Raw genomic sequence first — 11,651 nt, forward strand, 5'->3', positions numbered from 1 at the left:
ACACCCCCACCCCCACCCGGCCCCCGTCAGGGGCGCGGGGAACTGCGCGAGAGCCCCCCACGTACCCGCACGTGCTCTGACGACCCTGGCCCCTGTCAGGGGCGCGGGGAACTGCGCAAAAAGCCCCCACGCACCCGCACGTCCTTTGACCACCCAGGCCCCCGCCAGGGGCGCGAGGAACTGCGCGAGAGCCCCTACGCACCCGCACGTACCCACCCGCCCCCACGGAGTGGAATGCCCCCACGGACCGGGCTCACCGGTCCGTGGGGGCATACGCGCAAGCGCGGATGCGCAAACGCGCGGATGCGATCAGTCCTTGATCTCGCAGATCACCGCACCCGAGGTGAGCGACCCACCGACCTCCGCGCTCAGCCCCTTGATGGTCCCCGCCTTGTGCGCATTCAGCGGCTGCTCCATCTTCATCGCCTCAAGCACCACCACCAGGTCGCCTTCCTTGACCTCCTGGCCCTCCTCGACCGCGATCTTGACGATCGTGCCCTGCATCGGGGAGGCGAGCGCGTCACCGGAAGCCACCGGCCCGGACTTCTTCGCCGCCCGGCGCTTGGGCTTGGCACCCGCGGCCAGACCCGTACGGGCCAGGCTCATACCGAGCGAGACGGGCAGCGACACCTCAAGGCGCTTGCCGCCGACCTCGACGACGACGGTCTCGCGGGCGCCGTCCTCCTCCGCCTCCGCGTCGGCGGGCGCCGCGAACGGTTTGATCTCGTTGACGAACTCGGTCTCGATCCACCGGGTGTGGACCGTGAACGGCTCGGCGGAGCCCGTCAGCTCGGGGCCGAACGCCGCGTCCCTGACCACCGCGCGGTGGAACGGGATCGCCGTAGCCATGCCCTCGACCTGGAACTCGTCCAGGGCGCGGGCGGCCCGCTCCAGGGCCTCCTTGCGGGTACGGCCGGTGACGACCAGCTTGGCGAGCAGCGAGTCCCAGGCGGGGCCGATGACCGAGCCCGCCTCGACCCCGGCGTCCAGGCGGACACCCGGACCGGCCGGCGGGTCGAAACGGGTGACGGTGCCCGGCGCGGGCAGGAAGTTGCGGCCCGGGTCCTCGCCGTTGATGCGGAACTCGAAGGAATGGCCGCGCAGCTCCGGGTCGCCGTAGCCCAGTTCCTCGCCGTCGGCGATGCGGAACATCTCCCGGACCAGGTCGATGCCGGCGACCTCCTCGGTGACCGGGTGCTCGACCTGGAGGCGGGTGTTGACCTCCAGGAAGGAGATCGTGCCGTCCGCGCCGACCAGGAACTCCACGGTGCCGGCGCCGACGTAGCCGGCTTCCTTGAGGATGGCCTTGGACGCCGAGTACAGCTGCTTGAGCTGGGCCTTGGAGAGGAACGGCGCGGGGGCCTCCTCGACCAGCTTCTGGTGGCGGCGCTGGAGGGAGCAGTCACGGGTCGACACGACGACCACGTTGCCGTGCTGGTCGGCGAGGCACTGGGTCTCCACGTGCCGCGGCTTGTCCAGGTAGCGCTCCACGAAGCACTCGCCCCGGCCGAAGGCGGCGACCGCCTCGCGCACCGCGCTGTCGTACAGCTCGGGCACCTCTTCGAGGGTCCGGGCGACCTTCAGGCCGCGTCCGCCGCCGCCGAAGGCCGCCTTGATCGCGATGGGCAGCCCGTGCTCCTCGGCGAAGGCGACGACCTCGTCGGCGCCGTTCACCGGGTCGGGCGTGCCGGCGACCAGCGGGGCGCCCGCGCGCTGCGCGATGTGCCGGGCGGCCACCTTGTCGCCCAGGTCGCGGATGGCCTGCGGCGGCGGGCCGATCCAGACCAGGTCCGCGTCCAGGACCGCCTGAGCGAACTCGGCGTTCTCGGAGAGGAAGCCGTAGCCGGGGTGGACGGCGTCCGCGCCCGATTCGCGCGCCGCGTTCAGGACCTTCGCGATGTCCAGGTAGCTGGTGGCCGGGGTGTCACCGCCCAGGGCGAATGCCTCATCCGCGGCGCGGACATGCAGAGCGTCACGGTCCGGGTCCGCGTAGACGGCCACGCTCGCGATCCCGGCATCCCGGCAGGCCCGGGCCACGCGGACAGCGATTTCGCCACGGTTGGCGATGAGCACCTTGCGCACGATTGAGGCTCCCTCCTTGAAACAAGCCGAGTTTAGGGACTGCCGACACGGCACTTCGACCCGTCCCCACTGGTGAGCTTGCCCACACGGAGCGTGATACGTGGCCCGCTCGACCCGCGAAAGCCCTAGTCGCACCGCGGTACGCAGGACTTCACCGGAAAACCCTAGTCCTCTCATGTGGTCGAGGTCTCTGTGAGAGCGTGCTGCGGCACACTTCGTTTCTTTGTGGAGTCCCTACGAATGGCCCAACGGTTTACTGGCGTCGGCACAACTCTTGTGCCCCGGTTTACCGGTTAGTAGCGTTCGCGGCGTCCCGGACGTACTCCAGGTAACAGCGATTCTTGCCCGGTGGGCCGAAAGTGGGTGGGGCCGGTGGTGCGCAGACCGGTGGCGTGGACCGTGGCGGTCGTCCTCCTCGTCGAGGCGTTGTCCGCCGTGGCGCTGAACTGGTTCCTGGCGGTGGTCGTCGACCACCAGCGCATGTCCCTGGCCGGCCTCGATCCGGGCGCGATGGCGATGTCCTCGAAGATCGGCGGAGTGGTCTTCGCCGTCTACCTCGCGCTGTGCGCCCTGGTCTCGCTGCTCGTCGCGCTCCGCGACCGGGCCCCGTCCGGCCTCGGCCGCGCCCTGCTGGTCAGCGTCGCCGTGGTGCACGGGCTGCTGGGCGCGTTCGCCTGGGCGCTGCTGGGCGTGGGGGCGTTCCTGGTCATGGTGGTCGTGCTGGCACTGGTCGTACTGCTGCTGATGACGTACGACGGACTGCCCGGCCCGGCGCAGCCGGCGGGCGGCGGCACGCCCGGCGACGGCGGCGGCGCACCGCGGGCCGCGGACGGCCCGCGGGCGGCAACCGGGGAGCCGGCGACCGGGAGCCCGGACCCGGCGGCCGGGACGGGGGCCGGACGGCCACAGGACGCCGTGGAGCCCGAGCCGCAGGACGACGTGCCCGCGTCCGCCGCCTCCGGCGTCACCGCGTGGGTGCCCACAACTCCGTGATGCCGACGCCCAGTTCGGACAGCAGCCGGCGCACCAGGGGCAGGCTGATGCCGATCACGTTGCCGTGGTCGCCGTCGATCCCGTCGATGAACGGCGCCGAACGGCCGTCCAGGGTGAACGCCCCGGCGACGTGCAGCGGTTCGCCCGACGCGACGTAGGCGGCGACCTCGGCGTCGGTCGGCTCACCGAACCGTACGACCGTGGATGCCGTCGCCGACACGTACCGCTTGCTCGTCGTGTCCCAGACGCAGTGCCCCGTCTGGAGGATCCCGGTCCGCCCGCGCATCGCCTTCCAGCGGGCGGTGGCCTCCTCGGTGTCCGCGGGCTTGCCCAGCGCCTGACCGTCCAGTTCCAGCACCGAATCGCAGCCGATCACCAGCGCGCCCTGGACCTCCGGCCGGGCCGCCACCACGGACGCCTTCGCCTCGGCCAGTGCCAGCGCCAGTTCGGCGGGGGTCGGCGCGCTGACCGCGTCCTCGTCCACGCCGCTGACGATCACCTCGGGGTCGAACCCGGCCTGCCTGAGCAGACCGAGCCGGGCGGGGGACTGGGAGGCGAGCACGAGCCGACGGCGCGGGTGGTCTGTCATGCGGTCAGCGTAACGGCGTGGATCCGGCCCACCCTCCCCGGCCCGGGGACGGGCCCGCACGGACCCGCGCGGGGTCAGCTCAGGCCCGCGACGAGCATCGCGAGCACCATCGCCAGCGCCACGAGGAGACCGAGCCGCCGCAGCATGGCCTGCGTGTGACGCAGTTCCTCCGGCGGTTCGTTCTTCGGGTCGGACCAGAGCATGCCACCAAGCGTGGGGGCGGGGCGGGGCGGGCGCCTGAGTACGGGTACTCAATCGCCGGCCGCTGGGCTGTGGGTGCGTGCGGGGCGGGGTCCCTTTGGCCGGTTGACGGTGTCGGGGATGCCGTGCGCGGTCCCCCGCGCCCCTTCGGAGGCGCGGGGCCCGCGCAACCGGGGCCCCTCGGCCCCTCGTGCCCCCGGGCCCGGGAGTTCTCCTAGGACGGCCAGTACGTCCGGGTCCAGGACGTCGGGCCGGGGTGGGGGACTAGGGCGGTGGTGATGCGGGACGGGTCGGACCACGCGTCTCCGGGGGCTGCCGCGCCCGACGGGGCGGCAGCCGCCGCCGCGGCGCGGGCCCGGACCACCGCCAGCGCGGCGGCCAGCTCCTCCGGGGTCGGATTGCCCCGTACGACCTTGATGTTCATGCCGGCTCCCAACGGGTCCAAGGAAAACTGGAGCGGATGGATCTCTACAGCGGAATGTTGCCGTGCTTCTTGGGGGGCAGGGATTCCCGCTTGGTGCGCAGTTGACGCAGCCCGCGCACGATGTGGCTGCGCGTGTCGGACGGCAGGATCACCGAGTCGACGTAGCCGCGCCCGGCCGCGACGTACGGGTTGAGCAGGGCGTCCTCGTACTCCTGGATGAGCCGCGCCCGGGTCGCCTCGGCGTCGTCCGCCTCGGCGATGGTGCGGCGGTGCAGGATGTTGACGGCGCCCTGCGCGCCCATCACCGCGATCTGGGCGGTCGGCCACGCCAGGTTGAGGTCGGCGCCGAGGTGCTTGGAGCCCATGACGTCGTAGGCCCCGCCGAACGCCTTGCGGGTGATCACCGTGATCAGCGGGACGGTCGCCTCCGCGTAGGCGTAGATCAGCTTGGCGCCGCGCCGGATGATGCCCGTGTGCTCCTGGTCCACGCCCGGCAGGAAGCCCGGCACGTCGACGAAGGTGATGACCGGGACGTTGAAGGCGTCGCAGGTGCGCACGAACCGCGCGGCCTTCTCGCTCGCGTCGATGTCGAGGCAGCCCGCGAACTGCATCGGCTGGTTGGCGACGATGCCGACCGGGCGCCCCTCGACCCGGCCGAACCCGGTGAGGATGTTCGGCGCGAACATCGCCTGCGTCTCGAAGAACTCGGCGTCGTCCAGGACGTGCTCGATCACCGTGTGCATGTCGTACGGCTGGTTCGCGCTGTCCGGCACCAGCGTGTCCAGCTCGCGGTCCTCGTCCGTGACGGCGAGGTCCGCCTCCTCCGGGAAGACCGGGGGCTCGCTGAGGTTGTTGGACGGCAGGTACGACAGCAGCTGCTTGACGTACTCGAAGGCGTCCTTCTCCTCACCGGCCATGTGGTGGGCGACGCCCGAGGCGGTGTTGTGGGTGCGGGCCCCGCCCAGCTCCTCGAAGCCGACGTCCTCGCCGGTGACCGTCTTGATGACGTCCGGGCCGGTGATGAACATGTGCGAGGTCTGGTCCACCATGACCGTGAAGTCGGTGATCGCGGGGGAGTAGACCGCCCCGCCCGCGCACGGGCCGACGACCAGGCTGATCTGCGGGATCACCCCGGAGGCGTGGGTGTTGCGGCGGAAGATCTCGCCGTAGGCGCCGAGGGAGGCGACCCCCTCCTGGATCCGCGCGCCCCCGGAGTCGTTGATCCCGATGACCGGGCACCCGGTCTTCAGGGCGAAGTCCATCACCTTGACGATCTTCTGACCGTAGACCTCGCCCAGTGCCCCGCCGAAGACGGTGAAGTCCTGGGAGAAGACCGCGACGGGACGTCCGTCCACGGTCCCGTAGCCGGTGACGACGCCGTCCCCGTACGGCCGGTTCTGGTCGAGGCCGAAGTCGGTGGACCGGTGCCGGGCGAACTCGTCCAGCTCGACGAACGACCCCTCGTCCAACAGCAGCTCGATCCGCTCACGGGCCGTCAGCTTCCCCTTGGCGTGCTGCTTCTCGACGGCGCGAGCGGAGCCGGCGTGCGTCGCCTCCTTGATACGGCGCCTGAGATCCGAGATCTTCCCGGCGGTCGTATGAATGTCGATCTCGTGACGCGCTTCCGGCTCGGACATCGGGATGCGGCTCCCTGCCTGCTCAAAAGAGTACGGACGGTTACTCATCCGTAGAGTAGTGCTGGGCCCTACCGGTCGGCAGTGCGGTGTTTCCCACACCTAGGCTGGCTTGCATGACGCCGCGAGATCCAGCCGACGCGAACGACACCCCGTGGTCCGACCTCGACCGCCCGCCCCTCAACGGCATGGCACTGCGGCGCGGGCTGCTGCGCGCGGGCGGCCTGTGGACCGGCCTGGAGGTCGTGCAGCGCACCGGCTCCACCAACAGCGACCTGGTGGCCCGGGCCACGGCGGGCGGCCTGGCGGAGGGCGCGGTGCTCGTCGCCGAGGAGCAGACGCAGGGCCGGGGCCGGCTGGACCGCCGGTGGACCGCGCCCGCCCGCTCCGGCCTGTTCTTCTCGGTGCTGCTGCGGCCCGCCGAGGTGCCGGTGGCCCGCTGGGGCTGGCTGCCGCTGCTCACGGGCGTCGCCGTGGCCACCGGACTGAGCCGGGCCGCGGGCGTCGACACGGCGCTGAAGTGGCCCAACGACCTGCTGGTGACAGTGGGCGGCGAGGAGCGCAAGGCCGGCGGCATCCTCGCCGAGCGGGCCGGGGACGACGGCGTGGTCGTCGGCGTCGGCATCAACGTCACCCTGCGGGCCGCGGAGCTTCCGGTGCCGCAGGCCGGGTCGCTGGCGCTGGCCGGGGCGGTGAGCACGGACCGGGACCCGCTGCTGCGGGCCATGCTGCGCTCCCTGGAGGACTGGTACGGCCGCTGGCGCTCGGCCGGCGGCGATCCCTCCGCCAGTGGTCTGCAGGAGACCTACGCGGCGGGCTGCGCCACGCTGGGCCGCACGGTGCGGGCGGAACTGCCCGGCGACCGGGCGATCACGGGCGAGGCCGTGGCGGTGGACGGTGACGGCCGCCTGGTGATCGCGACGGCGGCGGGCGTGCAGGAACCGGTGGGCGCCGGGGACATCGTGCACCTGCGCCCGGCGTGACGCGCTCGAACCCCCACGGCGATCCGCCGGCTCCGGGGCTCGCGTGAGGGGGTGCGGTGAGCTGCGCGGGGCTCCCGCAAGGGGGGCGCGGGCAACTGCGCGGACGGCCGGGACGGGCCTGCGGCTGCGTACGGCGGCCAGTGCCCTCAAACTGATTGCGGGGGGCCTGGGGCCATGAGCCCCGGTAGGCGTCCACCACAGTTTCCGACCCGACTTGCCGGCACCGGGCGGTGTGCCATCCCGGGGAACCTGACGGAGTGAGCTGGCGCACACCTGCCGTAGAGTTGAGGCCGGTCGATACCTGACCGCGGCAGATCAGAAGGGCAGCAGGCGTGACCGTCGACGACACGGGCTCCGGTGCGGACGCGGGCCGCCGGGTGGATCCGCCCGCGGTCTCGGCTGCGCTCGACCGGGAGGATTCCCGCCCGGCCCCGCTCGACCGGGAGGATTCCCCTCCCGCCCCGCTCGACCGGCAGGACGACCAGCGGGCCCCGGCCGCGTTCGACCGGGGGGAACTCCAGCACATCGCCTCCGGCGAGGACCCGCTCACGCTGCGGCTGGAAACACTCATCCTGGGGGCCGAACGGCGTTACACCCCCTTTCAGGCCGCCCGCAGCGCCGGCGTCTCGATGGAACTGGCCTCGCGCTTCTGGCGGGCCATGGGCTTCGCCGACATCGGCCAGGCCAAGGCCCTCACCGAGGCCGACGTCCTCGCGCTGCGCCGGCTCGCCGGCCTCGTCGAGGCGGGCCTGCTCAGCGAGGCCATGGCCGTGCAGGTGGCCCGGTCCACCGGGCAGACCACCGCGCGGCTGGCCGAGTGGCAGATCGACTCCTTCCTGGAGGGGCTGACCGAACCGCCCGAGCCCGGCATGACCCGCACCGAGGTCACGTATCCGCTGATCGAGCTGCTCCTGCCCGAGCTGGAGGAGTTCCTGGTCTACGTCTGGCGGCGGCAGCTCGCCGCCGCCACCGGCCGGGTCGTGCAGGCCGGCGACGACGAGGAGATGGTGGACCGGCGGCTCGCGGTCGCCTTCGCCGACCTCGTCGGGTTCACCCGCCTCACCCGCCGGATGGAGGAGGAGGAACTCGGCGAACTCGTCGAGGCGTTCGAGACCACCGCCGCCGACCTGGTCGCCGCCCGCGGCGGCCGGCTCATCAAGACCCTCGGCGACGAGGTGCTCTACGCCGCCGACGACGCGGGCACCGCCGCCGAGATCGCCCTGCGCCTCATCGAGACGATGGCCAACGACGAGACCATGCCGGAGCTGCGCGTCGGCATGGCGTTCGGCACGGTCACCACCAGGATGGGCGACGTCTTCGGTACGACGGTGAACCTCGCCTCCCGGCTGACCTCGATAGCGCCGCGCGACGCGGTCCTCGTCGACAGCGCGTTCGCCGAGGAACTGATCCGCAGCGGCGAGGCGCCCGCCTCGGAGGCGGAGGCGGCCGAGTTGGCGGCGACCGCCGAGAAGGAGGGCGAGGAACCGCCTGCGTACCGTTTCGCGCTCCGGCCGATGTGGCAGCGCCCGGTCCGCGGTCTCGGAGTGGTCGAGCCCTGGCTGCTCACCCGGCGCGACGGCGAAGGCTGACCGGAGCGCCCGTCACCGCCTTCTGGCCAGCGGTGTGTCGATGCACAGGCCGATGACCGGCACGCACACGCCGCCCGGCCGGCTCGGCCGGGGACTCGGGGGCGGGGCCGGCGCGGTGGATGTCCGGCTCGGTTCCGGTGCGGGCGGGCGCGGGGTGCTCGGAGCGGCCGTCGGCGACTGCGGCCGGGTGGAGTGGGACGCCGAGGGGCCGGACGTGGCCGCGGACGGATCCGTCCGCGGGACCGGGCCGGGGAGCGACCCCGGGACCGCTCCCGGATCCGTCGCAAGGCCCGCCGGGGCGCCGGGGGACGTGGCGGCCGGGACCAGAGCGCCGTCGGCCAGGCCCCGAGTGGGGTCCGTCGCAGTGGTGCCGGCGCCGTCGGCGGACGCGTGCGGCGACCGTCCGGCGGTGGCGGCCGGGCCCGGCCGGGACTCCGCCTGCGCGGTGACCGGATTGCCGGGCGGCTGCTCGGGCGCGACCCGTACGAGGCCCAGCACGCCGATGGCCAGCGCGAGACCTCCGGCGGCGAGCAGGAGCGGGCGGCGGCGGGGCCGCCGGTGGCGCCCGCGCCGGGTCACGAGCAGGGGGCGGACACCGCCGCCCTTGACACCCGGTCCCTCCGAAGCCCCAGCCGCCTCGTCCGGCACGCGCCGCGCCTCGTCCGGTTCATCCAGCGCGCCGGGCTCATCGGGCACATCGGAGGCATCCCGTACGGAAGTGGCGGCCGTCGGTCCAGCCGGACCGGCGTCCGACCCGTCCGACCCGTCCGATCCGTCCGTACGGTCGGTGCCGGTGCCGGTGCCGGCGCCGGTGTCAGCGGCCTTGTCGGCTGCGGTTGCCGGTCCGGCCGGGCCGTCCGATGCCTCGGGTATGGCGGCCGTGCCGGTTGCGTCCGTGTGCGCACCCGTGTGCGTCTGCGTCATCGCGATCCCTCTCCGCTCGCGCCCCCGATGCGCCGTGGCGCAGCGCACGCTATGCGCTCCCCTGGGCGGTCGAAGTGGAGTCGGGCGGATTGTCACTCGAACGGGGAGCCGGGGCCGCCTCTTTCCCCGGCGGGGGCAGACTGCGATGATCGGTCCGTCGAGAAGTTAACCCGCGTTAACCGGAGGGTGTCATGAGCGAGGAGCGGTTCGGGGAGTCCGTACTGGTGCGGCGGCACGAACACGTCGCGGAACTGGTGCTGGACCGGCCCAAGGCCATGAACGCCGTCTCGACGGAGATGGCCCGCTCCCTCGCGGGCGCCTGCGCGGCGCTCGCCGCCGACCGGGACGTACGCGTGGTGGTGCTGACGTCGTCGCACGAGCGCGCGTTCTGCGTAGGGGCCGACCTCAAGGAGCGGAACTCCTTCACCGACGCCGATCTGATGCGGCAGCGGCCGGTCGCGCGGGGCGCCTACACCGGCGTACTGGAACTTCCCGTGCCGACGATCGCCGCCGTGCACGGTTTCGCGCTGGGCGGGGGCTTCGAGCTGGCGCTGTCCTGCGATCTGATCGTGGCCGACACCACCGCCGTGGTCGGGCTGCCCGAGGTGTCCGTGGGGGTGATTCCGGGCGGCGGCGGCACCCAGCTGCTGCCGCGCCGGGTCGGTGCGGCGCGCGCGGCCGAGCTGGTCTTCTCGGCGCGGCGGGTGGCGGCGGCCGAGGCCCGTGAGCTGGGGTTGGTGGATCAGCTGGTGGACGAGGGCCGGGACCGGGAGGAGGCCCTGGCCCTGGCGGCCCGGATCGCGGGCAACTCACCGGTCGGCCTGCGCGCGGCCAAGCGGGCGCTGCGGCTCGGGCACGGTCTTGACCTGCGGGCCGGGCTGGAGGTCGAGGACGCGGCCTGGCGCTCGGTGGCCTTCTCCGGGGACCGGGCGGAGGGGGTCGCGGCGTTCAACGAGAAGCGGACGCCCCAGTGGCCGGGGGAGTGACCTGGGCGATGGGCCGGCGAGGTGCCGCCTGGTAAAAACACCTGTTCGGCACTTCGATGTCCCCATTCATACCAAACGTCCCTAACCTGGAGTGATGGGTGAGGACAAGCGGCTCGCGGCCGTCGTGGCGCTGGCCCAGGGGATGGCGGCGGCGCACACTCCTCAGGAGTCCTGGCGGGCCGCGGCGGTCGGCGCGTGCCGGGCGCTGGACGGGAGCTTCGCCGCGCTGTCGGTGTGGGAGCGCGAACGCGGCCGGCTGCGGGTCCTCGTGAACGTGGGGGAGCGGGCCCCGGACGAGGAGGAGTTCCCGGAGAACGAGACCTACCCGGTCCACCAGTTCCCGGAGATCACCGAGTTCCTGCACGAGCGCTGGGCGCTCGGCGGCGGCCCGCACGCCTGGGTGGAGACCGCCGAGGGGGCCGTGGCCGGCCGCCCCGGCCACCACCACCAGCGGGTCACCGCGCTGCGCCGCCGCGGGCGCGGCTGCTGCGTGGTCGCGCCGGTCGTGCTGCACGGCCGTGCCTGGGGCGAGCTGTACGTGGCCCGCGCCATCGGGGCGCCCGGCTTCGACCGGTCCGACGCCGGTTTCGCCACCGTGCTGGCGGCGGTCGTGGCCGCCGGGATCGCGCAGACCGAGCGGCTGGAGGAGGCCCAGCGGCTGGCGTACACCGACGCGCTCACCGGGCTCGCCAACCGCCGGGCGGTGGACATGCGCATGGACGAGGCCATCGAGCGGCACCGCGCGGAGGGCGTCGTGGTCAGCCTCGTCGTCTGCGACCTCAATGGGCTCAAGCGGGTCAACGACACCCAGGGGCACGCCGTCGGGGACCGCCTCCTCGAACGCTTCGGCTCCGTGCTGTCGCTGTGCGGGGCGATACTGCCGGGCACCCTCGTGGCCCGGCTGGGCGGCGACGAGTTCTGTCTGCTGGCGGTCGGGCCGCCCGCCGGCGACGTGGTGAAGGCCGCCGACGAACTGTGCCGGCGTGCCGCGGAACTGGAGCTGGGGGAGGGAGTCGCGTGCGGGGTCGCCTCGACCGAGCACGCCATCGGCCCGGTGCGTTCCGCGCGCCGGCTGTTCCGGCTCGCCGACGCGGCCCAGTACCAGGCCAAGGCGGTGCGGGCGGACCGGCCGGTCGTCGCCGGCCGGGAGGGTCCGGAGGACCCGGTCATCCGCCTCGCCGACGAGCCGTCGCCCGCGCGGGCCGAGCGGCGCCGCTTCCGCGGCCGTCGGCCATGAGCCCGGAGG

The 11,651-nt window shown here is 73.3% G+C and carries 10 protein-coding genes and 1 pseudogene; 5 read left to right on the forward strand and 6 right to left on the reverse strand.

Annotated features, from left to right (window positions below):
* Window positions 1-309: 309 nt before the first annotated feature.
* Window positions 310-2,082: an acetyl/propionyl/methylcrotonyl-CoA carboxylase subunit alpha gene (locus tag ACFYPJ_RS09190; protein ID WP_389012786.1), complete on the reverse strand. Its 1,773-nt coding sequence runs from the start codon at window positions 2,080-2,082 to the stop codon at window positions 310-312.
* A gap of 372 nt (window positions 2,083-2,454) precedes the next feature.
* Here ACFYPJ_RS09190 and ACFYPJ_RS09195 point away from each other — a divergent pair.
* A pseudogene (locus tag ACFYPJ_RS09195) lies at window positions 2,455-2,946 on the forward strand (hypothetical protein); the annotation flags it as partial.
* Between the two features lie 100 nt (window positions 2,947-3,046).
* Here ACFYPJ_RS09195 and ACFYPJ_RS09200 read toward each other — a convergent pair.
* The 4 genes from ACFYPJ_RS09200 to ACFYPJ_RS09215 form a co-directional block, all read right to left on the reverse strand.
* Entirely contained in the window at window positions 3,047-3,664 is a 618-nt protein-coding gene (locus tag ACFYPJ_RS09200; RefSeq protein WP_389012789.1) for a Maf family protein, read from the reverse strand.
* A 74-nt stretch (window positions 3,665-3,738) separates the two neighbouring features.
* The gene (gene mmpB / locus ACFYPJ_RS09205; RefSeq protein ID WP_389012792.1) at window positions 3,739-3,867 is read right to left on the reverse strand and encodes a morphogenic membrane protein MmpB; all 129 of its coding nucleotides are present in this window, start codon (window positions 3,865-3,867) and stop codon (window positions 3,739-3,741) included.
* 212 nt (window positions 3,868-4,079) lie between these two features.
* Complete coding sequence (locus tag ACFYPJ_RS09210; protein ID WP_389012795.1) at window positions 4,080-4,289, reverse strand: acyl-CoA carboxylase epsilon subunit; 210 nt, start codon at window positions 4,287-4,289, stop codon at window positions 4,080-4,082.
* A gap of 44 nt (window positions 4,290-4,333) precedes the next feature.
* Window positions 4,334-5,926 carry an acyl-CoA carboxylase subunit beta gene (locus ACFYPJ_RS09215; RefSeq protein ID WP_389012798.1) on the reverse strand — a complete coding sequence of 531 codons (1,593 nt, stop codon included), beginning with the start codon at window positions 5,924-5,926 and terminating at the stop codon, window positions 4,334-4,336.
* A 113-nt stretch (window positions 5,927-6,039) separates the two neighbouring features.
* On the opposite strand from ACFYPJ_RS09215, the gene ACFYPJ_RS09220 reads away from it, so the two are divergent.
* Window positions 6,040-6,906, forward strand: a complete 867-nt coding sequence (locus tag ACFYPJ_RS09220; RefSeq protein WP_389012801.1) for a biotin--[acetyl-CoA-carboxylase] ligase — start codon at window positions 6,040-6,042, stop codon at window positions 6,904-6,906.
* A gap of 332 nt (window positions 6,907-7,238) precedes the next feature.
* Window positions 7,239-8,495 (forward strand): adenylate/guanylate cyclase domain-containing protein, encoded by a 1,257-nt coding sequence (locus ACFYPJ_RS09225; protein ID WP_389012804.1) that lies wholly within the window; start codon window positions 7,239-7,241, stop codon window positions 8,493-8,495.
* Window positions 8,496-8,507: 12 nt separating this feature from the next.
* On the opposite strand, the gene ACFYPJ_RS09230 is transcribed toward ACFYPJ_RS09225, so the two are convergent.
* Complete coding sequence (locus ACFYPJ_RS09230) at window positions 8,508-9,419, reverse strand: hypothetical protein (RefSeq protein ID WP_389012807.1); 912 nt, start codon at window positions 9,417-9,419, stop codon at window positions 8,508-8,510.
* Window positions 9,420-9,610: 191 nt separating this feature from the next.
* Here ACFYPJ_RS09230 and ACFYPJ_RS09235 point away from each other — a divergent pair, with 191 nt between their 5' ends.
* Window positions 9,611-10,405: an enoyl-CoA hydratase/isomerase family protein gene (locus ACFYPJ_RS09235; RefSeq protein WP_389012809.1), complete on the forward strand. Its 795-nt coding sequence runs from the start codon at window positions 9,611-9,613 to the stop codon at window positions 10,403-10,405.
* 94 nt (window positions 10,406-10,499) lie between these two features.
* Window positions 10,500-11,642, forward strand: coding sequence for a diguanylate cyclase domain-containing protein (locus ACFYPJ_RS09240; RefSeq protein WP_389012812.1), 1,143 nt, complete (start codon window positions 10,500-10,502; stop codon window positions 11,640-11,642).
* Window positions 11,643-11,651 lie beyond the last annotated feature (9 nt).

It is taken from the genome of Streptomyces sp. NPDC006012 (genome assembly GCF_042871185.1).
Taxonomy (GTDB): Bacteria; Actinomycetota; Actinomycetes; order Streptomycetales; family Streptomycetaceae; genus Streptomyces.

Bases quoted from the DNA above. Each gene is read 5' to 3' on its own strand.
- mmpB (WP_389012792.1), bottom strand. From the start codon at position 3,867: ATGCTCTGGTCCGACCCGAAGAACGAACCGCCGGAGGAACTGCGTCAC.
- ACFYPJ_RS09220 (WP_389012801.1), top strand. From the start codon at position 6,040: ATGACGCCGCGAGATCCAGCCGACGCGAACGACACCCCGTGGTCCGAC.
- ACFYPJ_RS09235 (WP_389012809.1), top strand. From the start codon at position 9,611: ATGAGCGAGGAGCGGTTCGGGGAGTCCGTACTGGTGCGGCGGCACGAA.
- ACFYPJ_RS09240 (WP_389012812.1), top strand. From the start codon at position 10,500: ATGGGTGAGGACAAGCGGCTCGCGGCCGTCGTGGCGCTGGCCCAGGGG.
- ACFYPJ_RS09210 (WP_389012795.1), bottom strand. From the start codon at position 4,289: ATGAACATCAAGGTCGTACGGGGCAATCCGACCCCGGAGGAGCTGGCC.
- ACFYPJ_RS09230 (WP_389012807.1), bottom strand. From the start codon at position 9,419: ATGACGCAGACGCACACGGGTGCGCACACGGACGCAACCGGCACGGCC.
- ACFYPJ_RS09215 (WP_389012798.1), bottom strand. From the start codon at position 5,926: ATGTCCGAGCCGGAAGCGCGTCACGAGATCGACATTCATACGACCGCC.
- ACFYPJ_RS09200 (WP_389012789.1), bottom strand. From the start codon at position 3,664: ATGACAGACCACCCGCGCCGTCGGCTCGTGCTCGCCTCCCAGTCCCCC.